General features: G+C 38.5%; 26 protein-coding genes and 2 pseudogenes. 12 read left to right on the top strand and 16 right to left on the bottom strand.

Annotated elements, in window-relative coordinates:
- On the top strand, positions 1–681 hold a 681-nt coding region (locus ACWIX0_RS02770), incomplete at its 5' end, for a hypothetical protein (protein ID WP_454171754.1).
- Between the two features lie 743 nt (positions 682–1,424).
- Here the strand turns inward: ACWIX0_RS02770 and ACWIX0_RS02765 are convergent.
- The 3 genes from ACWIX0_RS02765 to ACWIX0_RS02755 all read right to left on the bottom strand — a co-directional run bounded on the left by ACWIX0_RS02765 (position 1,425) and on the right by ACWIX0_RS02755 (position 3,815).
- A complete protein-coding gene (locus tag ACWIX0_RS02765) occupies positions 1,425–1,856 on the bottom strand; it encodes a transcriptional regulator (protein WP_454171752.1) in 432 nt (143 codons plus the stop codon).
- 88 nt (positions 1,857–1,944) lie between these two features.
- Positions 1,945–2,706, bottom strand: a complete 762-nt coding sequence (locus ACWIX0_RS02760; RefSeq protein ID WP_454171750.1) for a DNA-3-methyladenine glycosylase family protein — start codon at positions 2,704–2,706, stop codon at positions 1,945–1,947.
- 23 nt (positions 2,707–2,729) lie between these two features.
- Positions 2,730–3,815, bottom strand: a complete 1,086-nt coding sequence (locus ACWIX0_RS02755) for a methylenetetrahydrofolate reductase (RefSeq protein ID WP_454171749.1) — start codon at positions 3,813–3,815, stop codon at positions 2,730–2,732.
- Between the two features lie 227 nt (positions 3,816–4,042).
- On the opposite strand from ACWIX0_RS02755, the gene ACWIX0_RS02750 reads away from it, so the two are divergent.
- The 4 genes from ACWIX0_RS02750 to ACWIX0_RS02735 all read left to right on the top strand — a co-directional run bounded on the left by ACWIX0_RS02750 (position 4,043) and on the right by ACWIX0_RS02735 (position 7,968).
- Positions 4,043–4,690, top strand: a complete 648-nt coding sequence (locus ACWIX0_RS02750) for an LPP20 family lipoprotein (protein ID WP_454171747.1) — start codon at positions 4,043–4,045, stop codon at positions 4,688–4,690.
- Positions 4,691–4,910: 220 nt separating this feature from the next.
- The gene (locus ACWIX0_RS02745; protein WP_454171745.1) at positions 4,911–5,636 is read left to right on the top strand and encodes an HP0838 family lipoprotein; all 726 of its coding nucleotides are present in this window, start codon (positions 4,911–4,913) and stop codon (positions 5,634–5,636) included.
- Between the two features lie 297 nt (positions 5,637–5,933).
- Positions 5,934–6,818, top strand: coding sequence for a ferritin-like domain-containing protein (locus ACWIX0_RS02740; RefSeq protein ID WP_454171744.1), 885 nt, complete (start codon positions 5,934–5,936; stop codon positions 6,816–6,818).
- Positions 6,819–6,912: 94 nt separating this feature from the next.
- Positions 6,913–7,968, top strand: coding sequence for a TIGR02757 family protein (locus ACWIX0_RS02735; protein ID WP_454171743.1), 1,056 nt, complete (start codon positions 6,913–6,915; stop codon positions 7,966–7,968).
- A gap of 133 nt (positions 7,969–8,101) precedes the next feature.
- On the opposite strand, the gene ACWIX0_RS02730 is transcribed toward ACWIX0_RS02735, so the two are convergent.
- The 12 genes and pseudogenes from ACWIX0_RS02730 to rho form a co-directional block, all read right to left on the bottom strand.
- Positions 8,102–8,488 (bottom strand): ExbD/TolR family protein, encoded by a 387-nt coding sequence (locus tag ACWIX0_RS02730; RefSeq protein ID WP_454171764.1) that lies wholly within the window; start codon positions 8,486–8,488, stop codon positions 8,102–8,104.
- A gap of 246 nt (positions 8,489–8,734) precedes the next feature.
- Positions 8,735–9,181, bottom strand: a pseudogene (exbB, locus tag ACWIX0_RS02725) (TonB-system energizer ExbB); the annotation flags it as partial.
- An 87-nt stretch (positions 9,182–9,268) separates the two neighbouring features.
- Positions 9,269–9,730: pseudogene (smpB, locus tag ACWIX0_RS02720) on the bottom strand (SsrA-binding protein SmpB); the annotation flags it as partial.
- A 40-nt stretch (positions 9,731–9,770) separates the two neighbouring features.
- Entirely contained in the window at positions 9,771–10,769 is a 999-nt protein-coding gene (locus ACWIX0_RS02715; protein ID WP_454171741.1) for a 4-(cytidine 5'-diphospho)-2-C-methyl-D-erythritol kinase, read from the bottom strand.
- Positions 10,770–10,811: 42 nt separating this feature from the next.
- The gene (locus tag ACWIX0_RS02710; protein WP_454171739.1) at positions 10,812–11,042 is read right to left on the bottom strand and encodes a carbon storage regulator; all 231 of its coding nucleotides are present in this window, start codon (positions 11,040–11,042) and stop codon (positions 10,812–10,814) included.
- A complete protein-coding gene (gene truB, locus ACWIX0_RS02705) occupies positions 11,026–11,910 on the bottom strand; it encodes a tRNA pseudouridine(55) synthase TruB (protein ID WP_454171737.1) in 885 nt (294 codons plus the stop codon). The genes ACWIX0_RS02710 and truB overlap by 17 nt, the downstream gene beginning before the upstream one ends.
- Positions 11,911–12,377: 467 nt before the next feature.
- Positions 12,378–13,172, bottom strand: coding sequence for a histidinol-phosphatase (locus tag ACWIX0_RS02700; RefSeq protein ID WP_454171735.1), 795 nt, complete (start codon positions 13,170–13,172; stop codon positions 12,378–12,380).
- 51 nt (positions 13,173–13,223) lie between these two features.
- The gene (gene rsfS / locus ACWIX0_RS02695) at positions 13,224–13,562 is read right to left on the bottom strand and encodes a ribosome silencing factor (protein WP_454171733.1); all 339 of its coding nucleotides are present in this window, start codon (positions 13,560–13,562) and stop codon (positions 13,224–13,226) included.
- Between the two features lie 82 nt (positions 13,563–13,644).
- A complete protein-coding gene (locus ACWIX0_RS02690; RefSeq protein WP_454171731.1) occupies positions 13,645–14,670 on the bottom strand; it encodes a nicotinate-nicotinamide nucleotide adenylyltransferase in 1,026 nt (341 codons plus the stop codon).
- The gene (gene nikR / locus ACWIX0_RS02685) at positions 14,657–15,148 is read right to left on the bottom strand and encodes a nickel-responsive transcriptional regulator NikR (protein ID WP_454171762.1); all 492 of its coding nucleotides are present in this window, start codon (positions 15,146–15,148) and stop codon (positions 14,657–14,659) included. The genes ACWIX0_RS02690 and nikR overlap by 14 nt, the downstream gene beginning before the upstream one ends.
- Positions 15,149–15,195: 47 nt before the next feature.
- The gene (murI, locus tag ACWIX0_RS02680) at positions 15,196–15,996 is read right to left on the bottom strand and encodes a glutamate racemase (protein WP_454171730.1); all 801 of its coding nucleotides are present in this window, start codon (positions 15,994–15,996) and stop codon (positions 15,196–15,198) included.
- Between the two features lie 144 nt (positions 15,997–16,140).
- A complete protein-coding gene (gene rho, locus ACWIX0_RS02675) occupies positions 16,141–17,514 on the bottom strand; it encodes a transcription termination factor Rho (RefSeq protein ID WP_454171728.1) in 1,374 nt (457 codons plus the stop codon).
- Between the two features lie 200 nt (positions 17,515–17,714).
- Between rho and ACWIX0_RS02670 the strand changes: the two genes are divergently transcribed.
- The 6 genes from ACWIX0_RS02670 (at position 17,715) to ACWIX0_RS02645 (ending at position 23,851) form a co-directional block, all read left to right on the top strand.
- A complete protein-coding gene (locus tag ACWIX0_RS02670; protein ID WP_454171726.1) occupies positions 17,715–18,815 on the top strand; it encodes a tetratricopeptide repeat protein in 1,101 nt (366 codons plus the stop codon).
- Between the two features lie 3 nt (positions 18,816–18,818).
- Entirely contained in the window at positions 18,819–20,024 is a 1,206-nt protein-coding gene (locus ACWIX0_RS02665) for a S1C family serine protease (RefSeq protein WP_454171724.1), read from the top strand.
- Between the two features lie 31 nt (positions 20,025–20,055).
- Entirely contained in the window at positions 20,056–20,442 is a 387-nt protein-coding gene (locus ACWIX0_RS02660) for a hypothetical protein (protein WP_454171722.1), read from the top strand.
- Between the two features lie 80 nt (positions 20,443–20,522).
- Entirely contained in the window at positions 20,523–22,925 is a 2,403-nt protein-coding gene (locus tag ACWIX0_RS02655; RefSeq protein WP_454171720.1) for a hypothetical protein, read from the top strand.
- A gap of 35 nt (positions 22,926–22,960) precedes the next feature.
- A complete protein-coding gene (locus tag ACWIX0_RS02650) occupies positions 22,961–23,089 on the top strand; it encodes a hypothetical protein (protein ID WP_454171718.1) in 129 nt (42 codons plus the stop codon).
- 180 nt (positions 23,090–23,269) lie between these two features.
- The gene (locus ACWIX0_RS02645) at positions 23,270–23,851 is read left to right on the top strand and encodes a hypothetical protein (RefSeq protein WP_454171716.1); all 582 of its coding nucleotides are present in this window, start codon (positions 23,270–23,272) and stop codon (positions 23,849–23,851) included.
- Positions 23,852–23,924: 73 nt separating this feature from the next.
- Here ACWIX0_RS02645 and ACWIX0_RS02640 read toward each other — a convergent pair whose 3' ends face one another.
- Positions 23,925–24,815: a hypothetical protein gene (locus ACWIX0_RS02640; RefSeq protein ID WP_454171714.1), complete on the bottom strand. Its 891-nt coding sequence runs from the start codon at positions 24,813–24,815 to the stop codon at positions 23,925–23,927.
- A 313-nt stretch (positions 24,816–25,128) separates the two neighbouring features.
- Between ACWIX0_RS02640 and ACWIX0_RS02635 the strand changes: the two genes are divergently transcribed.
- Complete coding sequence (locus ACWIX0_RS02635; RefSeq protein ID WP_454171712.1) at positions 25,129–25,674, top strand: nucleotidyltransferase family protein; 546 nt, start codon at positions 25,129–25,131, stop codon at positions 25,672–25,674.
- Positions 25,675–25,782 lie beyond the last annotated feature (108 nt).

Below are 25,782 nucleotides of genomic sequence, written 5' to 3'. Positions count from 1 at the left end.
ATCCGCACAAAGCAGGATATGGATAAGCTATGGGAGTTTTTGAGTAAAAATGAAAATAAACCTGTTAGACTTGATATTGGATATTGTTTTAATCCAAAAAGGGCTGAAATAAAACTTAAAGAAGAAAAATCAAGTTACTATACCCAAAGCGTTTTTTATAATATGGACAAACATATAGATAAATGGCTTGGATATGAGTATGACAATACCATAGGCATTGGGGACACTTATATAGACCACATAGGGGACAATCCAAGAACGCAAGAAGATGATAAAGTGTTTGATATGACTGCGGTTGGCAAAATAGCTGATTTTGTGATGGGAGCGGAAGATTTTCGAGAGGGATTTTACATAGAAGAAGGTGGATTGTCATATAGGGCTGATTATGGAAAATATGGCTATATTGTAATTCCTTTTTCATCTCAAAACAATAAAAAATATGCTTGGGTTATTGGCGATGGGGGACATTCTTATTCTAATGACAATTCACCCAAATGCCAAAATGACTATAAGGACAAGCTAATACCTTATGGCTATATATCTGGGTATTTTTTTGTTAGAGAGGCTGAAGTTGGTGGTTTTGGTGCTTATTTAGATACGCCATATTCAGAAGTTTTGGTTGATTACAAAATAGAGCTTGAACCATTGGATAAAAGAGACTTGGAAATGAAAAAATACTAGAATCTTGCGTGGCATGACAAAGGTTTTGTTTGTCGCTATCGTGCGCTTTAGATTCCGTGCGTTTTTCGCAAAATCTAAAGCGTAAAAATGGGGATTTTTTCTTATCAATTTTAATAAGATTTTACACAAATCCTGTTTTTGTATTTGAATATTATGTCTAAATTGAATATTTTTAAGCGGAGCAAAAATCATCCTTTTTGATTCTTTTGAGTTTGTTTAATAAAATCTTTGCATAGCCCATTTTACTTTCAGTTGCGAGTAAAACAAAGCAAAAACATTCTCAATTTTATTTATGTGATTTTTTGTTTTTGGCAATCTCTTTTTTTTGCTATGTTTTGCTTGGCAGTGTGTTTTTGTATCCACTGCTTGTGGTTGTAAAGCTAGTCAAAAAACACTCTCATCAACTTCAATTTTTACCGCTTAATTTAGAGAGTTTTTTTACATTCCTGCGCGATTAAGATTCTATAATTTGCTTAAAAATCTTAGCGTAGTAATGTAACCTCTGAAATTTGAGTGATTTTTGATATTTTTACCGCTTCAATATCTAAACTTCTTGCAAAGTTAAGAGCGTAAGCGAAGTAAAAAATCCTTTAAGAACCTTTATTTTTAAAATCTATCTTGGTTTTGATTCTCTTAGCCTCTTAAATTCTTGCAAAGTTTTTTATTATGTGGTGATATACTTGTTTTTCATCGGCGCAATCGACACAATCATAATTTAAAGCTACTTTATATGAGATTCAATCTTAAGAGAGTCGCTTTTTACTACTTTTATGTTTTTTGATTTTTGGCACGGGCAAAAACGGCAATGTGGATTGTATGATTGCAAAGAGCAATTCTGTGTTGTCAATGTCTATTATATAATGCTCCCTCGCACCCTCAAAAGGGAATCCAAGCGAAAAATACGCGCTAAAATCCTGCGCGATTTGCTCCAAAACTTCGTATTTTTTAATAAAGACTTGCTCATCGCAGAGCAAAAACAGCACTTTTTTACCTCCATTTTCGCCTGACACACAGCCATCAAAGCCACGCAAATCCTTAATATACACGCAATATTCGCCAAACATTCTCCTCGCACTAAAGCTAAAATCCCCACCTAGATTCTTATTTAATCCCTCACGCGCACACTGCTCCAATCTATCCAAGACAAAATCTTTAAACTCCGCACTTGTCGCCATATTTGCACCTTATAAAATCAAAAATTCCGACTAAAAAATCTCTGCTAAATACTTTGAAAACGCATTGCTTCCAAAGTATTTTTACAATCTAAACCTCAAATTTTGTGCTTGAGATTTCCCACAGATAGAGGCTTGCGATACTGCCATAAGGACTAAACTTCGCCCGATATGTTTCAAACACATTTTTAGGGATTTTGCCCTGTTTGCCCTCGCCATTTATCCCATAGAGTAATTTTAGAGCACGCTGCAGTGCCAAATCATCATAGCTTAAAATATCCTTTCTCTGCAGGCAAAAAAGCAATATCATCTCCGCCGTCCAAACCCCAATCCCACGCAGTTTGACTAGCTCATCTATCGCCTCTTTATCACTCATTTTTTTCACGCGCTCTATGTCAAACTCACGCGCTTGCACCTTGCGCGCAAAGTCGATGATATACTCTGCCTTGCGCGCTGAAACCCCACAAGAGCGCAAATTATCTACACCTGCGCTAATGAGAGATTCTATGTTGAGTTTAGATTGTGGTGCGAGATTTCGCGCTTTTTGCCTTGAGTTTTTGCTTGAATTGTTATGTAAATTTTGTCCAGCTTTTTGCTTCACATTGTCCTTTGCGCCAAATTTGTCGCAAAACCGCGCCCAAATGCTCTCTTGGGCTTTAGTAGAGATTTGCTGGGCGATGATATGATGCACCACGCTTGCGATTAAGTCGCTATCTACCTCGCGTTTGATGCGCCCGATTCTCTCAATCATACCCGCAAGCCTTGTATCTTTGGACTTGAGAGAATCTAGCTCATTATTAGTATAAGTAAAAAAATGCGCTTTTTGCTTCGTTTTTTGTGTGGCATTTTGCATAAATCATCAAGCCTTACGACTTTCTATGGATTTTTAGGCAGTCTTACAAACTCCCCTAAAAGCGCGATATTATTGCTACTCATAAAGTGGATTTTGGGGTGGAGTGTGCGTAAATCTTCCCATACTTTGCGCGAGAGCTCAAGCCCGATTTTTCTCTCGTATTCCTTGCCTTTTGCGCTCGCAGATTCTAGCCTCTCTAGCCAATCTTTGGGGATATACACCCCGGGCAATTTATCGCGCAAAAACACTGCCACGCGGTAGCTAAGCACGGGGAAAAAGCCAAAAATGATTTGGGTGTTTTGATTGGCATTTGCGAAGTTTTGGGCGCACTCTTGGGGTAGATTTTGGTTAGATTCCTGTGTCAAATGTTGGCTAGAAGCCTCCTCACGCTTTTTATTAGCATCATTGATAATCTCGCATTTTGCCTCCTCTAACGCCTCTAGCAAAAACTCCGCAGATTGCTTAGCAAAGATAGGCTGCGTGAAAAACGCGCAAATTGGCGCATTTGTCAGCTTGCGTTTAAGTTTGGTTTTGAGCGAGGCGGGGTTGTTGGCGTAAGAATTTATCGTGCTAAAGGCAAATATTTCGCGTGGGCGCGTGATTAGAGGCTTACCATTTATCGCGATTCCAGAATTTAAATCCGCGATTATGCGCGTGAGTTTGAGCGAATTTTCCTCAAACACGCCCTTAGATTCCGCGCAATCGCCCAGCTTTATGGGGTCGCCTGTGAGGGCTAAAAACGCACGCAAATCAAATTCATTTGCCCCGAGAATCTCCCCGCACAGCGCGATTGAGTTTCTATCTCGCATTGAAAGCGTGCAAATAAGGGGTTTTTGTAATGCGTTTTGGAGCTTTATGGAGCTTAAAATCGAGCTAGGCTTAAAGCGTGCCAGCGGAGAATCTGTGCAGACAAACGCATCGATTGCTTCGCTTAGCGTTGGCATTTTTTGGGAATCTAGATTCTCACTAAGCGCGTTTTGTGCAAGCGCGGATTTGATTGTGGTGATAAATTCGCTTGTGTCCGCGCTTAGCGGAGGCGTTAGCTCAAAGCTCAAAAACGCCTTTTGAGTGTGGATTTTATCGATTAGATTCTTAATTTTTTTATTCATTTATGTCCTATTTTTGTTATTCTAAAGATGGCATAAGTTATTGATTGCTCAATGTTTTACTAAAATTTTATGGTATGAATTATATCTAGTTTTTAATTGAAAATACGAGATGGCGCAAAAAACATTTTAAACAAAATCATAGCGCAATTATCTTTTTATAAAATAGGCATAAAATTTTGGCACAGGTTTTGCTTCGTCCTTGCTAACTTTTCACAAAGGATTTTCCAATGACAAGCAGGACACAGAAGTTTAGGACCATATCAGCTAGCCTTGCGGCAGCACTTGCGATGGTGGCTTGCACGCCAGCGCAAAATCAAGTAGGGCTTACGCCTCCTAGCGCAGATTTTCAGCCTGTGGGGCTAGATAGACCGAGTTTTGGTGGCACTTCGATTATCGGCAATCCACCTATGCAAACGCCTATGCCACCAAATGCGTTACTGCAAAGTAACCTTGTAAATGATGATGAGGACGATGTGCTAGGTGCAAATGGTGCGCCATTGCCAAAAGGCGCAGAACCTATTATCCAAAATAACCCAAATCTAACGCCTAGCAACTTAATCGAATTGCAAGTCGTTGGCACGGGTGTCGCGCCACAAAATGCGATTTCCCCTGCCCAATCTACCGCGCTTGCAAAACGCGCTGCGATGATTGATGCGTATAAACTTTTGGGTGAAAAAATGTATGGAATCAAGCTAAACGGACAAGATACCGTGGAAAATATGGCTGTAACAAGCTCTAGCGTAAAAGCAAAAGTCCAAGCCCTCGTGCGTGGTGCAGATGTGGTAAATGTGGATTGCAAAGCGGGGCTATGCCAAGTAACAATGGAGCTAAAACTTGATGGACGCGTGTGGTATCGCGCTTTGGGTGGGCGATAAGATAACGCAATGATTTTAAGCAGATTCTAGCATTTTTGATTAGCATTTTTGATGCTAGGATTTGTGGTTTTAAGTTTTTAGATTTTGCCTTATTAGATTTTGCCTTAAAAGGTTTGTTGTAATTGTGGCGTTTATAAAATAGCTTTTAAGGAAAATCCTATGAATATTTTTGCACAAATGCTATCAAAAAATGCTTGTATCACTTCATAAGGGAATAAGTTTGAAACATTTAGCACAGCGGATTTTTTCTCTAAAGCAACAGCCTATAAATCTGCAAAAAAGCCGACATTTTTGTCAAAAATTGTTTAGCATTTTAGGCATTGTGGCGTTGGCTTTTTTTCTCACAGGTTGCGCTAAGGGGGCATTGCAAGATTTTTTTGCAAATCGCCCTGTAAGCAAAGAGGGCAAAACAAGGCAAACAAAAATCCAAGCCCAAAGCACTCCTAAAAATACTTCTAAAAAACTTCTTTATATCAACTCAAAAATGTTTCGCTACTATGATTATGCTACTTTTGGTGTGAATGATAAGCAAGAGATTGTTATTGAGCTTTTTGGTGCGGGAAAGAGTATCGGCAATATTGAGATAACTAAGCGCAAAATCTGCATTTTGGGGGATTGTGTGCGCAAAATCCCTGCTGCAAAACGATTTTTTGGCAAGGTGAGTTATGGGGATTTGTTTGATGATATTTTGTTTGGGAGGGATATTTTTCGCGCTGAAGGACTAGTCGTGGAGGGAAATGACGCTTTTGTGCAACGATTTCAAAAAAATGGCGAGATGATTTATTATCGCCGCACAAAAGAGGGCGTGCTATTTAAAAACACCACCACAGGCGTAACTTTGTCGCTTTTTAACTACGAGCCACAAAAAGTCATCGACTATGAGGAGGACGAGGAAGAGGAGAGGGAGAGGCAGATAATGCAGCGAAAAAATAACGCAACGCCATAGCGTTTAAAAAAAGCAAAATTTACAAAATCTTGTGAATCTAAAATCTATAAAAATCTATAATAATAGGCAAAAATATGCAACTAGGCACGATAGAAATTATAGGGCTTGTTGGGTTTGTGCTTTTGTGTGCGGTATTTTTTTATAAACTTTATTTAATGTTTAAATAATGCCTAAAATCTGTGATTTGTGCTAGATATGTTTTTGGCAATGCTAGTTTTGTTTGGTAAAAATTCTTTTTAGATTAAAATGCCATATAGCAACTGCCACAACGCTATAAAAAAATAAAAAAGAGGAAAAATGGATTTTTTTGCTAGGCTAGAATCTGTGCTTTTTTGTGAAGATATAGATTCTCGTTATGGGCTTTTTATGGATTTGTATGAGGATTTTTGCGCTGACAAAACAACGCTAAACCATAGCGAAACAATAAATACAGATTTTGCTTATTTTTCGCCCTGTGAGATAGTAAAGCCTAGCAAAATCCATCGCCACCACTTCATAAAATCCACCACAAGCCTAGCAAAAACCCTGCATTCTGTTGCCCATATCGAATTTTGTGCGATTTCACTAGCACTAGATTCTGCTTATCGTTTTAGGCATTTGCCAAAAAAATATTATGTAGATTGGCTAGGCGTGGCAAATGAGGAGTTTAGGCATTTTTTCTTACTACGCGATTTATTGGGTGAGATTGGGTTTGGGTATGGGGATTTTAGGGCGCATTTTGGGCTATATGAGGCGATGAGCGCGACAGCAGAAAATCTTATTTATCGTATGGGCGTGGTTCATCGTGGGCTAGAGGCAAAAGGGCTTGATGCAAATCCTTTTGTGAGAAAAAAACTGCTAGAAACCCCGCGTCCTATCAATGCCAAAATCTCTGCCGTGCTTGAGGAAATATTGCGCGATGAGATAGGGCATGTAAGCAAGGGAAGCGAATGGTGGGCGTTTGCAAATGCTAAAAATAAAGCACAAAAACACACGATAATAAATCAAACAAAGAATCAAAAAGCAAATCACAACAATGAAGAAACTAATTTTAGCAAGGAGTTTTTAGGCGTTTGCGAGAAGTTTAGCGAGTTTGTGCTAGCGGGCAAGGTGCTAAATACGCAGGCTAGGTTGCAAAGTGGCTTTAGCAAAGAGGAGTGCGAACAAATCGATAGATTTTACCAACAGAGATTTGCAAAATAGTTTGCTAAAATGCGTGTAAGATTTAGGCTATAATGCGACTGCAAATTTAAAAAAATCCCACCACAACAATACAAAAAAACCCTAAAGAATCAAAATGCAAAATAAACAAACACAAAAATCGCTAGTCATAAATCATCATTTAATAGATTTTGCCTCTCTAAAAAAAGCCCTAGATTTTCACTACCACGCGCATAATCTACAAAATGCCATAAATAGAGAAAACCTAGATCCTTTGCTAAAAGTCAAAGAATATATAAATGAGATTTTAGAAACTAAAACACAAAATCTACAAATGATAAAAGACGCGCAAAATCTACCATCTTTGTCGCAATCACAAAATCTACAAAAATCACAAAAATCACAAAATCCGCTCGCGCAAAAATCCGCTACAAAAACTACGCAAATTCCACAGAACAAAATCGATAACATTCCATATATCGCGCTTGTTTGCGCGCTTTTTGCCTATGGAAATGTAGGCGCGATTTTGCGCTTTTTGGATAGTTTGGATTTTTCTTTGCTAGATTCTAGGGAGGGGATTTTAGCGAGTGATTTTCCATACTATCGCTTTCAAAAATCCACCGAAGTAAAGCTGTTTTTTTTGACACTTTGCGAGATGAAAGAGCAAAAAAAACTAGAATCCCTGCTTGAAAAGCGCGATAAATCCGCGCCGATTTATTGCTTTATCAACGATTGTATGAAAACGATTTGGCAAGTGGCTTCAACATTAGCCCATAAGCTAGATTATACCTTGCCAAACTATCAAAGCCATTCAAGCAATTTTAATGGTTTTGCATTTTTGGTAGGCACGCCTTTGTCCAATAGTGCTAAGCTGCCTAGCTCGCCACTAAAGCGGTGGAATATGTTTTTGCGCTGGCTTGTGCGAAGTGATAATATTGATTTGGGATTGTGGGAGGGTTTTATCAAAAAAAGCGAATTGCTTTTGCCGCTTGATACGCATACTTTTAGAGTTTGTCGCGTTTTAGGGCTTTTGGAGCGCAAAAGTTATGATTTTAGGGCGGTGCTTGAGGTAAGTCAAAATCTAGCCCTTTTTGATGAAAATGACCCGATAAAATATGATTTTGCCCTGTATCGACTAGGGCAAAAAGGCGTAATCAAAAAAGGGGGGAAAGTAGATTTTCTTTGTAAATGATGTTGTCAGCGACAAAGCGTTAATAAAACACCAAAAGCAAAATCTACAAAGCAAAAAACAACAAACAACAAGAAGTGATTTTAAAAACAAATTTTTGAATGCGCGGTTTTTCCTTGCGATTTTTAAAAACGATTTATTTTTCTTCTTCTACGACAATGTAGAGTTCTTTTAGTCCCTGTGCTTGGAGCGTATCCATTACTTGCACGAAACTATCAAGATTGCTTTTTGAGTCGCCATTTAGGATTATTGGCGTGTCTTTTTCGTAGCTACGAAGTGCTTTTCTTAGCTCTTCTAGCGAGACATTATCATTGTCGATGTAGTATTTTCCCTCGCTATCAATGGTAATATTTACAGGCTTTTTAGGTGTATTTTCATTTGAACGCTCGCCATCGCTTACCTTTGGGACATTGACTTGTATGCGCGAAGTATGGATAAAAGACGCCGTAGTTAGCACGATGACAAGTAGCACAAGCATAATATCAATAAAAGGCACAAGATTCATAGAATCAAACTTTTTCATCGCCATTGTTTTTATCCTTATCGTTTTTTAGATGTTGTTTTGCGTCTTTTTGTCTTTGTTTTATCAAATGCGAGGCGTTGCATTGGCAGAGGCATTTGCTGTGTTTTGTGATAGAGGGCTTTGTGATTGTGGATTTTGTGATATTTGTGTGGCGGTGTTTATGCGTTGCATAGTTGGCTGTGTGGCTTGTCTTTGTGCGGTTTGCTGTGGATTTTGTGGCGTGGGCTGATATGTGGCATTTACTTGTCGGTTTGGTATTTGTTGGGCGGGTTTTGTGTTTGGATTATGATGAATATCCCATTTTGTCAAAATCACATCGGCTGATCTTGTGAGTAGGTTGTATGCTACGATGCTTGGGATTGCTACGATTAGCCCTGCGGCTGTGGCTTTTAGCGCGAGAGATAGCCCTGTCATTATCGCACCTGTATCCACAGAATTATCCGCACCGATTTCTACGAAAGTTATCATAATGCCTGCTACCGTGCCTAGCAAGCCCACATAGGGGGCATTTGAGCCAATCGTGGAAACAAGCGTTAATCGTTTGTGTAAATCTAGCTCCAAAAATCGTTTATCATCATAATCACTAACGCGCAATGACGAATAAAACCATATCCGCTCTATCGCGATGGCTACCACTAGCACGGATAAAAATCCCAAAAATCCTAACACCCCATAATCTACCATTTCTTTCATAAAAGTCCTTTTTCCAAACATAAAATCACAAAGTTAAAGCAAAGGATTATAGCACAAACAAAGGGAAATATATCATATTTGCATTGTTTATAGCTTTTTGCCAAAGTCTTTAAAATTTGCCCGCGCTTCTCTATCGAGGATTTTTTTCTTTAGTGCTTCTCGCTTGTCGTGCAGATTTTTTCCTTTTGCAAGGGCGATTTGGAGCTTAACCTTGCCTTTTTTGTTGAAATAAATCATTAGCGGGACAATGGTTAGCCCCTCTTGAGCGACTTTGCCAAGCCATTTGTTGATTTCTTTTTGATGAAGTAGCAATTTTCTAGCCCGTTTTTCATCGGGGCGAAAATGTGGATTTACACTTGAGAGAAATGAGATGTGCATACCAAAAATAAACGCCTCGCCTTTGACAAATCGCACAAAGCTATCTTTTAAATTGCAGCGAGATTTTCGCAGGGATTTTACCTCTGAGCCACGCAGGACTATGCCTGCTTCTAGCTTTTCGATAATCTCATAATCAAAGAGTGCTTTTTTATTTTGCGCTATCATTTTTTGTGTTTTATGCGTTTTTTAGTGTGGATTTTGCCTAGTTTGCCTAGTCAAAGAGTGTTTTTGGCTTGCTAGATTCTAAAGGTTTTTGCTTTAGCTGTGTGGTGCTAGAATCGATATTTGTATTTTTGTTAGAATCCGCATTAGATTTTGCATTGATTTTCGTATTAGATTGTATGCTAGATTCTATTTTTGCGTTTTTTACGCGAAAAAAGCTACTTCCACTGCCAGAGAAAAACCACCCATTTCCAAGACTTTGAGCCACTTCTAGTAGCTGTGGATATAGCGCACAAGCAGGCGCAAACAAATCATTTAGCATAGCGATATTTGCAAATCTCTCGCACGCAAATGAAGCATTTTTAGATTTTGTGGTATTGTCGCCCACTGCCTCAAAATCTAGCTTCTCGCCAATGTCTAAAATCTGCTGATTGCTAAAATCTACAAACATATTTTTAGGGCTAAGTTTTAAGATTTGCTTTTCTATCATTTGTCGGTATTGTCTATACACTGCGCGTGTATCACAAAAAATATTTGGCGTATAGATTTCAAATTCATTTTTATCATTATCCGCGTGCAATGGCGATATTTTTTCCCCTATGCCTTTGACTTCGGCAATCCCCGCATTGCTGACAAAAAACGCCACATCTGCGCCTATGCTTTTTGCCACTGCGTTTAGCTCATCACTGCTTAGCCCTAGACAAAACATAGAATCTATCCCATTTAGCACGCACCCAGCATCTGCACTGCCTCCGCCTAGCCCAGAGCCTTTTGGGATTTTTTTATCTACTTTGATATGCACGGGGGGGAAGTGTTTTGGGTATTTTTCGCGCAGCAAATGAAGCGCACGCGCCACGGTAGAATCACCCACTTCGCAACCAAAATCCCCTTCAATTATGTCTTTGCCATTGTTTGATTCTAGGATTTGGATTTCATCGTAGAGATTACCTTTGATACGACAAAAGCGGGATTCTAGCAAGTGAAAGTTGTCATCAAAATCGATGATTTTTAAGTATAGATTGATTTTGGGGTATGCTTTTAGAGTCATTGTAGTTTTGCGCGTAAATGTTTGTAATTTTGTGGGCTATGATTAGCGTTTGATATGCTTTGATAAATCTGTGAAAACTTCATCGCTAGCGATTTTCACAGCTTTTTTGTTTTCTTTGATGACGGCATCTTTTAGCTCTGCACGGAGGATAAGCATTTTTGGAGGTGCTTCAAAACCTAGTTTTACGCTCCCTCTGTCGATAGATACGACTTTTATCATTATATCATCGCCAATAACAATGCTTTCATCTTGCTTTCTAGAGAGTATTAGCATAGCAAATCCTATTACATAGATACTTGATGTTGCCATCTTTTAAAACTTCTATTATAGAAAAAAAATCGCTAAAGCGAACTATAAAAATGCCATTTTTTGTGTTTTTTAGGCAAATTTTTGCACCATTTTTTACTAATGGCGCAAAGCTAGAATCTAGTTTTAATGTATCAAAAGGCAAAATCTCTAATGGATTTAAAAAAATATCCCTGCCATTATAAGCGCGTAAATCCCCCTCTTTTGTGCGCGTTAATGCGCTAAGGATTCCATTTGTGCCTAGTTTTTTAGCGATTAGCTCGCCCAAAGAGCGCACATAGCCACCTTTTGAGATTTCACAAGAGAAATGCAAAAATGGGTGGTTGTATTTTAAAAATTGCAGGGAAAAAACCTCCATTGTGCTTTGTGATAGCTCTACTTGCTCCCCGATTCTAGCGAGTGCGTAGGCTCGCTTGCCATCTACTTTTTTAGCACTAAAACTAGGTGGCGTGTAAGTGATTTTGCCTTGCAAACTCTCTAACACGCGCTTAATTTTATCTTTGCTAAAAGGCTGTGTTTGCTCCACACCTAAAAAATTTTCTATATCAAGGCTTTTTGATTTTGCCCCAAGCCATAGCACTGCCTCATAGCATTTTGGCGAAGTCGGCAAAAATGGCAAAAGTTTGGTATAGTTTCCACTTGCAATGAGTAGCGCACCTTTTGCAAAAGGGTCTAAAGTCCCGCTAAACCCCGCTTTGTCTAGGTGGTATTTTTTCTTTATGGAGGTTAAAAAAGCATTGCTTGTGATAAACGCTGGCTTATATGTCAAAATCAATGCGTTTGTAGTATCGTTTGTGTTTTTTGTGGCTTGGTTGGCGTGGTGTTGATTTTGCATTGTTTTCCTATGTATTTGTCGCGCTATTTGTGGGATTTGTGCGACTAGATTTTCGTTTGCTTAAAAAATCTGTTTCTTTATTTTTTTTCTTTGTTTGCTCTGTTTTTTTCTTTCTCTCTTTTGATTTTAAGGTGGCATTTTTTGTTTTTAAATTTTTCGCTACTTTTAGAATTTTATGATTTTTTTAAGATTTTTTTTGATTTTAGGATAAGTATGTTTTTGTAGATTTTGATAATGCTTAAACTCCATATTATCGCACAACTGCATAATGGATTTGCAAATTGCATACAAACAAAAACATAGAGTTATTTCCTGCTTACGCGCTTATTATGACAAAACTAGCTACATTTTGACTACTTTGGATTTTATAAAAATTTAAAGTCGTCAAAATATTTTTTGTCAGCAAAAACGCAAAAACGCAATCAAAATGCAAACCAAACACAATCAAACAACCAACCAAAACGCAATCAAAAATCCGTTTGTATGGCGTGCTTTTGTTTGAAATATACGCATTTATCATAGCCTACTTCGCGTGCTAGCTCTACGCATTTATCATAGCCATAGCCCACTTGCTCTAGTGCGTGTGCATCGCTACCAAAGCTAATAGGAATCCCCAAATGATACGCCTTTTGCAAAATTTCTTTGCTAGGGTAGATTTCGCCTATTTGCTTTCGTAAGCCCGCAGAATTTAGCTCGATCGCCATACCTGCGCTTTTTATCGCGTGCAATGCAAATTCTAGTGCGTCTTTGCACGCGCTAGAATCTTTTGGCATAGAGTGTCCAAAAATCTTTAGCAAGTCTAAATGTCCTACGATTTGAAACAGCCTAGTTTGTGCCATTTTGGCGATACTATGCAGATATTTTATCCAGCAAGATTCTAAATCTTTTTTGGCATATTCACCGATAAATGCGGGATTATCAAACCCCCATTCATCTAAAAAATGCACCGAACCTATAAGAAAATCTAGCCCTGCTTTACACACACGAGATTCTATCAAATCCTCCCTGCCAAGTATAAAATCCACTTCTAGCCCCACTAAAATCTGCGGTTTTTGTGAGAGTTTTTGTAGTGAGCGAATCTCATCGATATATTCATCTAGCTCATCTAGCCTCATTCGATATTCTTTGTCAAAATCCATAGGCGCGTGGCAAGCAAAGCCAAATATATCAATCCCTAGCGTTTGCGCTTTGTTTATAAACTCTTGTGGCGTGCCACTTGCGTGGTTGCATCTTGGAGTGTGGTTGTGCAAATCTATGCGCATTTTTGCCCTTTATTTTTGTGATTTTTGTTTGGTTTAGATTTATCTAGCGGTTTATATGGTGTTTGCGTGAAAATAGTTTTCTAAAAATTCCTCCAAGTTAAACCTTTTGCGTGTGTTTTGCGTAAAAATATGCACCATTATTTCGCCCAAATCCGCGATAATCCAATCCTCACTTTCCTCATCAGTGCTATAAAACACCTCGCCTAATGGCTTTAGCTCCTCCCTCATAAAATCTAGCAAAGCATAGGAATGTTTGCCAGCTAGCGCGGTGGCGATGATTACGCATTGTGTGATATATTCTTTGTCTTGCAAATCATAGATTACGATATGTTGAGCCTTTTTGTTATCTAGCAAATCTTTTATGTTGTTAGCGCGTTTTTGTAGCTCCAAATGTTCTCCTTACTTATGCTTTTATACGCATTTGCGTTTTTTTATTTGTTGATTTTGCTTGCTAGTAAAATCATTTAATAATCTAGCGAAATTGTAGCGCAGTTTTTTTAAAAAACTCTACAACCTCACTATGCAAGCATTGTGGAATCGCATTTATGACTTGGCTTTGTGCGTTATTTTGCTTGCTTTGTGAAAATGCTTTTTTTATCAAAGATTCTCTTAAAAAAGTTGAGCTAAGATTGCCATTTGGCAAAAATGGAAGCGATTTTTTTAGCAAGTCGTTTGGGGCAAAATCTACCAACAAAACGCGTAGCGTATCATTTGTGTTTGTAGAATTTGCGAGCGTATCATTGCCGTTTATAGAATCAATATTTTTAAAATCAGCGTTGTTAGAATCTATCGTTTTTGTGGCGGGATTTTGTGCGCAAAATTGTTGCTTGGAGAGTTGTTGCGTAGTGGGATTTTGTGCCTTAGATTTTGTAGTATTTCTTTTTAGCATTACAAAATCTACTATCTTAGCTAGCGAGTTAATGTTTTTCCATTTGTGGATTTGGCTTAGTGCGTCTTGTCCGATGACAAAGCACAAAGGATGGGCAAAATCTTTGAATTGGCTAGATTTTGGCATATCGCTAAATCCCTCAAAATCGCTAAAAAAAACTTCATTGCAAACATATTTGCTAGAAAAATATTTTGCTAACTCATAGGCAAATACTACGCGATTATATTTCCCCTCTATGTCGCTTGTTGTGATATTTGTAGCGTTTATATCTTTTTTGATATGTTGGCACATTATTTCGCACCATTTTAGTCGTGTGTCAAATGGAATCATCGCTTGTTTTTTAAGCGGATTTTGATACGCAGGGACGATGATGACTTGCCTAAAATGCGTGCTAAGCCATTTGATAATCTCAAAATGCGCTAAATGTGGCGGATCAAAACTCCCCCCAAAAATAGCGATTTTATCGGCAAAGTAGCGATATGTCTTTATCAAAATCTTATCGATAAAAATTTCATTTGATTTTGTGTCTTTGTCGCAAGTATTTGTTGCATTCGCGCTATGCTTGCCTGCATGTTGTTTTGTGTCAAAATCTATGTTAATCTTCTTCATCAAATCTGCTTGTGCGGGTTAGTTTGCTAAATTTTACGCCCTTTAGTCCTGCGATTTCTAGGGCAAAATTTTGCACAGCACTAGGCTTACCCTTTAGCATTATAGATTCTAGGCAGTTGTGCGTATCGATATGGATATGCGTGGTGCAAAGGATTGTGATTGCATTGCTATGGCTTGCATTGTGCTGAATGTCGATAATGCGCTGATTTAGCTCTCTTTGGTGGTGGTTAAACACCACGACAAGCACAGCGATATTATCTTTGCTCTCATCTTGCCAGCTTTCTTCTACGAGCTTTTGGCGTATCATATCGCGCACAAGTTCAGAGCGCGAAGAGTAGCCTTGAGTGATGATACGAGAATCTAGCTTTGCTAATAAATGTGGCTCTAGCGAGATAGATAGCCTTGTAACAAGTTCTTGGGCACAATCTTGCTTAGGTTTATTAGGTGTTTTTTTTTGTGGATTTTGCCTATTTTGCACATTTTGTGGAGTATTTTTTTGCGCGTTGTGTGCGTCTTTTTTGGGGTTTATTGTAGCCATATTTTTGCCTTTTTCTTTAGTCCGTCTATATCGCTTGAGGCATAAAAATCTATATTTGTTTTAGGAAAAGAATTTTTGCGCAAATTAAAGTTTGATTCTAATAACTCCACAATCGCATCGCCTGAGTGAATCAACATACTTTGCCCACCAAAAAATCTATCGATTTGTTTAGCAATAAGCGGAAAATGCGTGCAACCTAAAATAATCGCCTTAGGCACTACTCCTCCCAAAGCAGGCGAGCACAAAAACTCCTCTAAATAAAATTTCAGCACAGAATCTAGCACCATCTCTCCTCTGCCCTCATATAGCCCCTCCTCTACTAGCGGGACAAATAGCCCTGTGTCCTTGCTGACAAAGCGCGCAAAACCTGCGTTTGCTAAAAGTTTTTCATATTGTTTAGAAGATATGGTGGCTTTTGTGCCGATGATAAGCGTGGTAGAATCTTTATTTGGCAGGGCATTTATGCACGCTTTTACACCCGCTTCAATTACGCCTACTATGGGAAAGCTAGCCTTTGCTTGCATAGTTTCTAGGGCATACGCGCTCACGGTATTGCAAGCGACAAGTAGCATATCAATATTATGCGGGGCGAAAAAATCCAAACACTCAAGCGCAAATCGCACAATCGTCTTACAATCTTTCACACCATAAGGCACACGCGCCGTATCGCCATAATATATCGCTTGCTCAAAAATTTTGCTATCTAGCACGGATTTTGCCACGCTTAGCCCGCCTATGCCACTATCAAAGATTCCTACTTTTTTCATTTGTTTTGTTTGGTTTGTCATAGATTCTGCCGTGTTTTGTTTTTGTGCTAGATTTTGTTTTGTTGTTTTGCGTGGATTTTAGGCTACATTATCTTAGCTATCTTGCAAAATCTTATCACAAAACTATTCCTCATAAAATACTTTCTTGCAAAACGCTTATCTTAGCTACTCTTTTTCATTCATTTTATTTAAAAATTCTTCGTTGTCTTTGGTGGATTGCATTTTAGCATAGACAAATGATAGTGCCTCTACATCGTCCATTTGACTCATCACATTTCGTAGCATCCATACTTTGGTAAGATTTTCTTTGCTTAGTAGCAAGTCATCTTTTCGTGTGCCTGATTTTAGTATGTCAAATGCAGGGTAGATTCTGCGCTCGGAGATGGCGCGGGCAAGGACGATTTCGCTATTTCCCGTGCCTTTAAATTCCTCAAATATTACTTCGTCCATTTTGCTACCTGTTTCGATTAGCGCAGTTGCGATGATGGTTAGGCTACCACCTTGCTCGATATTTCTAGCCGCGCCAAAAAATCGCTTTGGCTTATGCAAAGCGTTTGCATCAACGCCACCACTTAGCACCTTGCCACTTGCTGGAGTTACGGTATTATACGCTCGCGCAAGTCGCGTGATAGAATCTAACAATATTACGACATCTTTGCCATTTTCTACTTCGCGCTTTGCCCTCTCTAGCACGAGCTCTGCCACGCGGATATGGTTTGCGCTTGGCAAATCAAATGTCGAGCTATACACGCTCCCTTTGACGCTTCGCTGCATATCGGTTACTTCCTCTGGGCGTTCATCGACAAGTAGCACCATTAGTTCTACTTCGGGGTGGTTTGCGCTGATTCCGTGTGCTAGCTCTTTCATTAGCTCGGTTTTCCCTGTGCGCGGAGGCGCGACTATCAAGGCTCTTTGTCCCTTGCCAATAGGACTAAATAAATCAAGCATTCGCCCCGTAACCTTGCTAGGCTCATATTCTAATTTTAGCTGTTTGGTGGGAAAAAGTGGGGTTAGATTATCAAAAAGCGGGCGATTTTTCATATCATCTAGGGGTTTATAATTTACCGCTTCGATTTTTAGCAAGGCGTAGTATTTTTCCTGCTCTCTAGGCAGTCGCACCTGCCCCGTAACAATATCGCCATTTCGCAACGCAAAGCGATAGACTTGGGTTTGGCTTACATAGGTGTTGTTTTTGCTATCGGTAAATGCCTCATCGACAGCGCGCAAAAATCCATATCCCTCTTGAGTAATCTCTAAAACACCCGTAAAAAGCAAGTATCCACCTTGCGATACTTGGGCTTTTAAGATTTCAAACATCAAATCTGCGCGTTTAAATTCTTGTGGATTTTCTACCTTTAGTCCTTGCGCGATAGAGACGAGTTGAGAAATAGGCTTTTGGCTTAGTTCTTCGAGCTTATAGACTTCAGCTGGGATATGTTTTGTGGTTCGGTTTTGGTGATTTTGGTGGTTGTGGTTTGAGTTGGCATTATGTGCGCGTGCGTGTGTAGAGGTGGAGTTTTGATTAGATTGGCTAGCCATTTTGGGAATCCTTAAAAAAGAGTGTTGTAGTGTGTGATAAGATAAAAGCAAGAAATGCGATTATAGCCTAAAAATCTAACAATCAAAATTAAATTATCAAAAAATGCCTAAATACTCTTTTGTTTAATTTCCGTTTTTTTTTTTTGTTTAATACGCTTTTTTATCAAAAACAAATTTTTTTTAAAAAAGGCGTGGGTTGTATGAAAAAATGGTTGAAAATCCTTTTATGGATAGCACTAGGTATCGTTTTGTGTCTTGTGATTTTGGTATTTATCACAGATGATGAAAAAAACGACTCCAAAAATGCAGGTAAAAAAGAAAAAACACAAGTGGATAAAGCTATTGAAGCGTGTGTAGATGACAAAAATACGCAAGCGTGCGAATGGGTAATACAAAGCGTAAATCTAGAAAGTATCACAGAATGTAGCAAATACGCTTGCGAAGAAAACGGCAGAATCTGGGCAAATGCCACCACGATACCAAATCACGCTAAAATCGCTGATTTGTATTTGCAAAGGTCTATTGTGCTAGGAAATGATGAGGCTTATTGGTGGCTGGGGTATTTATATCGAGATAGCAATGAAAATCTAGCAAGGCAGTATTATCATATCGGCTGTGAAAAAAATGATGAGTTTTCTTGCTTTGGTGAGGCTGGCTTGCAAGCCAATGATAGCGAATACAAAGAGTTTATCAAAAAAGCGGAAAATTTTTGTGATAATGCAAAAGATAAGACTATCCAAGCAATCAGCTGTGCCACACTTGGTATGATTTATGAACAAGGCTCAAAAGTAAGTCAAAATGAAAAAAAGGCAGAAAAATATAGCAAAAAAGCCTGCGATGAGCTAGATAGCGCAGAATCTTGCTACATAGTAGGCAAACTCTACGAAAAAGGCGTAGGCAACATAAAACAAGACAAAGACAAAGCAAAATCCTACTACGACAAAGCCTGCGAAAAAGGCAAAGAATGGGAAAAAGATATTTTTTGCAAAGTGTATAAGACATTTAACGAAGGTGGCAGTGGCTATGAAATCTATGATAGCATAATGCAAAATAGCCAAGATTCTACACAAGAATCTACCAAGCAAGATTCCACCAAGCAAGAATCTAATGCGCAAGATTCCGCTTTGCAAGAATCTACTAAACAAGAATCAAAAGATTCTAGCCAAAATCCCACACATTCCACAACAGAATCTACCCCCACGCAATCTAGCCAAACTCATAGCCAAAATCCCACAAATGCAACAAGCACGCAAGATATAGATTCTAGCCAAATCGCATCAAATAAGAGCGAGGGCAAATAGCCAATGCAAAATCTAGTTTGTTTAGGTATTTTTTTAGGCAGGGGATTTTGGCGTAAAAGTATTTGCGTGATATGCTTAGTCGTATCATCTGTATTTGCCACGCTAGCACACGCCCAAAATCTACCAAGACAACCCCTTATCACAAAAAACGCCCCCCAAATCACCGAGCGCATAAAGCCAAATACAAAACATAACGCCGTGTATTCGTATTATGACATTATCGATAAATCCCGCAAATCTGTGGTAAGTATCTACTTAAAAGGAATCACAGACATACTAGGCATAGAGCCTCAAATGTTGCAAGATAAAATATACAAGCAGGCTTTGGGCGAGGCATATAGCGATTTGCCATTGCTATTTCAATCGCAAGGTAGCGGAGTCATCATCTCAAAAGATGGCTATATCATCACAAATCAACATGTAGTAAGGGGGGCGGACAAAGTCATAGTAAAGCTATACAATGATAGCCAAGAATACATAGCCCAAGTCATCGGCACGGACAAAGAGACAGATTTGGCAGTGATAAAAATCGACATACCAAGATATATAAAAGAGCTTATTTTTATGGAATTTGCAAATAGCGATGAGGCAAGGGTGGGCGATATGGTGTTTGCTATCGGTAATAATGATGGGTTTAGCGATAGCGTAACGCAGGGAATCATCTCTGCAAAAAATCGTGGCAATGAGATATTATTGCAAGGATTAAACGCGTATCAAAACTATATCCAAACCGATGCAGCGATAAATAGTGGCAACTCTGGCGGTGCGCTTATGGATTCTCGTGGGGCGTTGGTAGGGATAAATAGTGCTGGTATACCCAACAAAGATGGGCTAGGATTTGCGATACCCTCAAACCTAGCAAAAGCCATAGCCCTAGAGCTAGTAGAAAATGGCACAATCAATCGCGGATATGTTAGCGGTATGCAGGTGGTGGATTATCAAGTGGTAGAAAATGGCGTGCGCACACAAGGCGTAAAAATAAAAGAGCTAAAGCAAGACTCCACCGCGCAAAAAGCAGGACTCAAAAAAGGCGACATAATCACGCATATAAATGGCAATGCCCTGCGCAATAGCGGAGAGTATGAAAATGAGCTAAGCCTGCTTCGCTCAGACAAAAAAGCTATCTTTAGCGTAGTGCGTGATGGCGCAAAAAAAGAGAATCCAAAGCAGAACTTGCAAATAGAGATACTCCCAAAAGCGACAAAATAAAATCCAAATCCAACAAACAAAAGGAGAAAAAATGAATACGCTTTTTCTAATACTCATTCTAGTGGGATTATTTCTTTGTTACAAGCCTTTAATGAACTTGATAAAAAAGACTAAAGGCGACAAAGAAAGCCTAAAAGAAGAAATATTCAAAGAGGACACAAAAGAGGAATTTAGAGATTTTGCCAAACAGCAGAGTAAGAAGCTAGGCGGATTTCTAGGGCTACTAGTGCGCATCTATGCAAAGCTATCAAACGCGCTTGTATTTATCGCTAATGCAAATGCAAAATGTGCCAACTACCTAGCAAGCAAGACAGGCAAGCAAGGCAACGCTAGTCAATCTAGCCAAGCTGATACAAAAAATCAATCTACACAATCAAGTGCGCAGGCAAATTCACAAGATTCCCCACCAAATGTGTAAAATTTAGTGTGAAAAACGCAACAAACAAGACTAAAATCTATCAAAATGCTAAAAGGCTAAAAATCTAAAAAGGACACAAAATGACACAAAAACCAAACATACCAAACGAACAAAATCAACAAACGCAAAACACGCAAAATCTATCCACGCCAAACAAAAATGCGCAATATAATGACGCGCAAAATAAGCAGGGATTTTTTGCTATGCTAGGGTCAAATGTCGTATTTATCGCGTTTATTTTGGCGATTTGGGTAGGATTTACCCGACAAGATGAGACAATTTTGATTCCATTTTGTTTGTTATGGGCTACTTTATGGATTGCAGGGCTTAGAGAAATTTTTAGCATAAATATTGCTAAAAAACTAGCGATAAATGAAGCGATTACCAAAAAAGGTTCGATTTTGCATTGGTTTGGCAGACGCCGCTTTTTATCTTGGATTATTTGTGCTGTTATCACTTGTTTGCTAGCTTTTGGACTTAGCTTTATGTTATCTTTTCCTTTTGCACACAAATATGAAATGTTATTTTTTGCCCTTTGTGTAGTGTTTGGGATTATAGTAGTGCAACCATTTTTTATGGAAAAACTAAAAAATCAATATTCAGAAGTGATTGCCCCATTTTACGCTAAATATTGGAGTGCATTCTTTTTGGCATTTTTTGGTGTTTTGTTATTGATAGTTGTAAAATTTATATGTGGCACACAAGCTGAATCTACGCTTTTGGCACATTTTGAGAAATTGCAAGGTGAGTATGGAATCACGCAGTTGAGTGGCTGGATACGAGAAATATTAGATTTTATTGTGGCAAAAATCGCTATTGTTGAGTATTATTTATTGGGAAAAGATTCTTTACCTATGGCGATAGAGCAAGAATCACTACGAAATTTTATAAAATATTTTGTGCTATTATGTGTAATGGCAGGCGAGTTCGGAGCGTTTTTTCTTTTTGCATTGCTATCTTTGCGTGTCAATCGCTCTGCGTTAAGTGTAGATTTTAGTAAAAGCCCTAAAAAAACTGCTTCTAAAATCATTTCTTTGTTACTTGTTATCATTGTGTATGTGGCAGTCAATAGCGATAAGCCTGAAGTAAATGCCGAGCAACAATACACACAAACAACAACTAGAATCCTGCTAGAAAAATGGCAAACTATTATTGCGCGTATAAATAATGAAATAGTAATACTACCTGAACAAAAAGTAAAAGAAGCCTATAATGTAGCACTTCAAGGGATTGATTTTGAAGAATTGCAAGATAGACTAGATAAACAGACAAATGCACTTATTGATAGCTATGTAAATGCTGATACGCAAGAAATAATTGCTGAAACTTATGCAGAGTGGCATTTTAGCTGGACGCGCAAGGGTGTGCAGGCTATGGGTTGGCTAGGGAAAATGGGTAGCAAAGTTGTAGATTTTTTTAAATCAAAAAAAGAATTGACAGATGAGGAAAAAGAGCAAATCAAAGATAGGGATACGCAAGAATTTGAGAATCTTTTTGCGAAGTATTTACCTTTTGATGAAGCATTTGACAACAAAATAAAAGATACTCTACAAACCGCTTATAATAGCGAAATAACAACGATTTCAAAGAAATTTGGGAGTAGGCTTCATAACGAGATTGAAAAAATTGTAGCTACTAATCGTTTGCAAGGTGATGATGTAGAAAACGCAAAAACACGCTTTGTGCCTAATATAAATATTGACGCAATTATAGATAGAATGGATTTGGATTCTACACGACAAATAGATACATTTGCGATGAGTGTTGCTGGCACATTGATTTTTAGCGCAACTGTTAGAATGGGCGTGCGTGGCGGTGTTTTTGTTATGGAAAAAATTGCAGGCAAACAAGTAGTAAAACGCACAGGTGGCGCAGCTGTATGCGGTGGCATAACAGCAGCCACAGCGGCGGTTGTGGGCGCAGGGGGCGCACTCTGTGCTGTGGGGATGGTCGTGGCTACTGAAGTGGTGGGACATTGGATTGATAAAGCACTAAACAAAGAAAAATTTAAACAAAAAATCAAGCGCAATCTTGATACACTCAAAAACGATATCCAAAAAGAGTTTGCTAGCAAAAATACCGAAATGATAAACGCGCTAAAAGCACAGCTTAGCTACTCTACCAATACAACGCCACAGTCAAAAATCCTAAGCGAACACATAGAGACAGAAATAATGCCCAAGCTAGATGATTCACAAATGCGAGATGAAATATTTACAACAGAAGCAGACATAACAGAATCCATAGAAACAGATTCTAGCGAACAACATAACGCAGAATCTAGCGAGCAAAACCAAGAAACAAGCATACAATCTGATGAAATACCAAATGAGGATTCTAACACATTAGAATCTAGCAAAGATTCTAATGTGGATTTTGTAGCAGAATCTAGCCAAAAACTTAGCGCAGATTCTAGCGTAGAGCCAGCTAGCAAATTCGATGAGCAATCCAGCACACAATCAAACGCGCCAAATGCGCACTAGCTACAAAACAACCAAAATCAACACAAAGGAGCAAAATGTTTTCAACACTATTTACAACATTAACTAAAATGGTTGAGCCATTATTTATGGCACTTTCTGCATTTTGGCCAATCTTTGCTATATTGTTGGCAATAATTGTTGTGTATAAAACATTCAAAGGCTAATCCTTGCTTAATACCCCATTATTTGAGGTTAAGTTAAGAATGCTACCTAAAATGGCATTTGCCAACCAAAATCAACGCAAAGGAGGCAAAATGATTGTATAAAAAGAGACAAAATGATTGCTACACTAATTTCAACATTACTCAAAAATGCTTGAGTAAAAATCTAAAATAGGAGAAAAAATGAAACTACAAAAAGAAAATTTTAAAGTGTTTGGCATAGGCTTTTTTAGTTGTATAGCTATATTGTTAGTCGCGTTTTTAGCTTATAGCATATATCTAACATTCCAAGACTCACCGTATGATAAATACAAAGCTGAAAAATTTAAAAATTTTGAAGCGTTGCAATCTGGTATGGACGATAAGATTGGCGAATATACAAGAATGAAAAACTTTTTTGTTGAAAAAACAGATAGCTTTTCTAGCCATATAAAAGCAAGACCTGATGTTTTTTATAGGTTTGAGATAAGGTATAACGAGATTATTAAATTGATTGATAATTTGGTTGATATGTCAAACAAAGTCAAGTCTTATAACGATACCAATCTCAAAGAGCACGGAGACTACATAAAATGCAAAGACGCTGGCAAAAAAGATGAAAAATGCCTAGTATCTACTAAACAAGATATAGTAGATGCGTATAATGCTTTACAAGAAGAGTTAATATTAAATGCAAATATGTATCAGTTTCGTTTAGAAGAAGTTAATCGTGAATTATTCAAAGAAGTTATTGATTGGAACGAACTGAAAGAATACCTTAACTAAATATGGCTTAAAGTAACATTCTTGCCTAGTCATTAGCCAAGCTACAAGTTATTATTATGATAACTTGTAGCTTTTATTTTTGTATCGCGTTTGACACCGCTTGCAAGGGGCATTTTTCATCTTCGCAGACAAACGCTCTCCCCTCCTCAAAATCCCTAGCCCATATCCCAAATCCATACGCAATCGTATATTGCCACATTTTGCCATACGCCTCTAGCTTGCCACTATACTCTACGCACCCCACTCCTGCGTAGCTTTCTACCAAATCAAGCCCGCTTGAAGCGATAGGCTTTGCTAGCTCAAAAAATCTCTTTACATCTTCTTTGGTTTTTAGCTCGCTAGATTCTGCTGGACAGGCGTGTCCTGTGCCTTTTCGCTTGTATTGTTGCACGCTTAGGCTTAGCACTTCAATCTGCGCTTTTTGCGGGTCAAAATCTGGCTGCCAATCGGCATTATGATAAATATCTGGCGAGTTAAATCCTTTGGTAAAAAGGTGCATTTCGCCTTTTTCTAGCACAGCTTTTGTCTGCATAAACCCCGCAGAAGTATTGCGCGGGACGGTGATTATGACCGTGTCTTCTTCTATTTCAAATTTTGGTTTTGATAGGATTCTATCGATTTCGCCACGATAGAGTATCGCCTCTCTGCCTGCTTCGTGTTCAAAGATTTTTATGCTATCAAGGTGGTTTTTGAAAACCCAAATTTTATTGCGATTTTCTAGCTCGCCCTCATATAAAAGTGTGCATTCCTGCTCGCAATATGGCTGGATATATTTTTCTATCATTCTTTGTGCTTGAGGGGAGCTAAAACCTGTGATACCATAGTCTTTTGGAGGGGTTTTTGTGGCATTTTTTTTGGGCTTATCATCGCAAGCCACAAATACGACTAGACAAGACAGCGCAATAAAAATAAGCAAAATGCGTAAAATCTGTGCGGATAATAGCGATATGAAGCGCGTTTGCATTTGAATCCTTAAGATAGGTTTATGGTAGATTTTGATAGTTTTGGTTGCTTTTTTATTGTATTGTTTGCTAAATGTTTGGGAAATATTTGGCAAACAAAACGCAAACCAAACAAAAGAAGCATTATACCACAATTAAGGATTTTGGCAAATATCATCATATTTTTACAAAAATTTTGTAGAATGTGCGTTTTTATTTGTTTTGGCTTACAATTTGTGTGCATTGTGCGCAATTTATACGAATTTATACGATTTATGCGTGATTATGTAAGATAAAAAAAAACGCAAAAACTTAAAATAAACTTAAAGGCTACGCGTGCTATCTAGCAAATTAAATCATATCATTATCCAAGCAGGTGGCAATGGGACTAGGTTAGAGGGACTTACACGCAACAAGCCCAAATGCCTTGTGCCTTATAATAACTTGCCGATTATTTTTCATCTTTTTGCGAAATTCAAAGGCGCGAAATTTACCATCATCGCGGATTATAAAATCGAAGTGTTGCAAAAATATTTAGCGATTTTTGCGCCACGATTTTGTGAAAACGGCGTGGATTATAGGATTTTACAAGCGCGAGATTCAGGGACTATCGCTGGTTTGCGTGAGGCGATGGAGGCGATTAGCGAGAGTGAGCCATTTATGATAATTTGGTGTGATTTGATTCTCTCAAATGAATTTACTCTGCCAAATATGAGTGAATCTTGTGAATCTAGCGAATTTAGTGGCGAATCTAGCGCAGATTTAGCGTTAGATTCAAGCAAATCATTAAGCCAAGATTCGACAGATTCAAGCAATTCAAGCACAATTTCTACACCACGACAAGAATCTTGTCTGCCCCCCCCCCATTTGTCAGTCGCTTAAAAATTCTAAAAGCAAGTTAGATTTACGAAATAAACCCCACCCTAAATCCCTTCCGCAAGGGGAGGGACTTGAATCTTATTCCCCCTCCCTTGCGGAGGGGGCTAGGGG

The sequence above is a fragment of the Helicobacter sp. T3_23-1059 genome (assembly GCF_053654515.1).
The sequence above is the reverse complement of the archived record's forward strand: the minus strand, read 5'-3'. Positions and strand labels throughout refer to the sequence as shown.

What these genes read in the sequence shown, in the direction of transcription:
- ACWIX0_RS02690 (WP_454171731.1), bottom strand. Translation starts at nt 14,670, where the DNA reads ATGAAGAAGATTAACATAGATTTTGACACAAAACAACATGCAGGCAAG.
- ACWIX0_RS02665 (WP_454171724.1), top strand. Translation starts at nt 18,819, where the DNA reads ATGCAAAATCTAGTTTGTTTAGGTATTTTTTTAGGCAGGGGATTTTGG.
- rho (WP_454171728.1), bottom strand. Translation starts at nt 17,514, where the DNA reads ATGGCTAGCCAATCTAATCAAAACTCCACCTCTACACACGCACGCGCA.
- ACWIX0_RS02660 (WP_454171722.1), top strand. Translation starts at nt 20,056, where the DNA reads ATGAATACGCTTTTTCTAATACTCATTCTAGTGGGATTATTTCTTTGT.
- ACWIX0_RS02765 (WP_454171752.1), bottom strand. Translation starts at nt 1,856, where the DNA reads ATGGCGACAAGTGCGGAGTTTAAAGATTTTGTCTTGGATAGATTGGAG.
- ACWIX0_RS02735 (WP_454171743.1), top strand. Translation starts at nt 6,913, where the DNA reads ATGCAAAATAAACAAACACAAAAATCGCTAGTCATAAATCATCATTTA.
- ACWIX0_RS02755 (WP_454171749.1), bottom strand. Translation starts at nt 3,815, where the DNA reads ATGAATAAAAAAATTAAGAATCTAATCGATAAAATCCACACTCAAAAG.
- ACWIX0_RS02640 (WP_454171714.1), bottom strand. Translation starts at nt 24,815, where the DNA reads ATGCAAACGCGCTTCATATCGCTATTATCCGCACAGATTTTACGCATT.
- ACWIX0_RS02760 (WP_454171750.1), bottom strand. Translation starts at nt 2,706, where the DNA reads ATGCAAAATGCCACACAAAAAACGAAGCAAAAAGCGCATTTTTTTACT.
- murI (WP_454171730.1), bottom strand. Translation starts at nt 15,996, where the DNA reads ATGACAAACCAAACAAAACAAATGAAAAAAGTAGGAATCTTTGATAGT.
- ACWIX0_RS02730 (WP_454171764.1), bottom strand. Translation starts at nt 8,488, where the DNA reads ATGAAAAAGTTTGATTCTATGAATCTTGTGCCTTTTATTGATATTATG.
- ACWIX0_RS02750 (WP_454171747.1), top strand. Translation starts at nt 4,043, where the DNA reads ATGACAAGCAGGACACAGAAGTTTAGGACCATATCAGCTAGCCTTGCG.
- ACWIX0_RS02655 (WP_454171720.1), top strand. Translation starts at nt 20,523, where the DNA reads ATGACACAAAAACCAAACATACCAAACGAACAAAATCAACAAACGCAA.
- ACWIX0_RS02650 (WP_454171718.1), top strand. Translation starts at nt 22,961, where the DNA reads ATGTTTTCAACACTATTTACAACATTAACTAAAATGGTTGAGCCATTA.
- ACWIX0_RS02710 (WP_454171739.1), bottom strand. Translation starts at nt 11,042, where the DNA reads ATGCTAATACTCTCTAGAAAGCAAGATGAAAGCATTGTTATTGGCGAT.
- ACWIX0_RS02715 (WP_454171741.1), bottom strand. Translation starts at nt 10,769, where the DNA reads ATGACTCTAAAAGCATACCCCAAAATCAATCTATACTTAAAAATCATC.
- ACWIX0_RS02670 (WP_454171726.1), top strand. Translation starts at nt 17,715, where the DNA reads ATGAAAAAATGGTTGAAAATCCTTTTATGGATAGCACTAGGTATCGTT.
- ACWIX0_RS02700 (WP_454171735.1), bottom strand. Translation starts at nt 13,172, where the DNA reads ATGCGCATAGATTTGCACAACCACACTCCAAGATGCAACCACGCAAGT.
- truB (WP_454171737.1), bottom strand. Translation starts at nt 11,910, where the DNA reads ATGCAAAATCAACACCACGCCAACCAAGCCACAAAAAACACAAACGAT.
- ACWIX0_RS02740 (WP_454171744.1), top strand. Translation starts at nt 5,934, where the DNA reads ATGGATTTTTTTGCTAGGCTAGAATCTGTGCTTTTTTGTGAAGATATA.
- ACWIX0_RS02645 (WP_454171716.1), top strand. Translation starts at nt 23,270, where the DNA reads ATGAAACTACAAAAAGAAAATTTTAAAGTGTTTGGCATAGGCTTTTTT.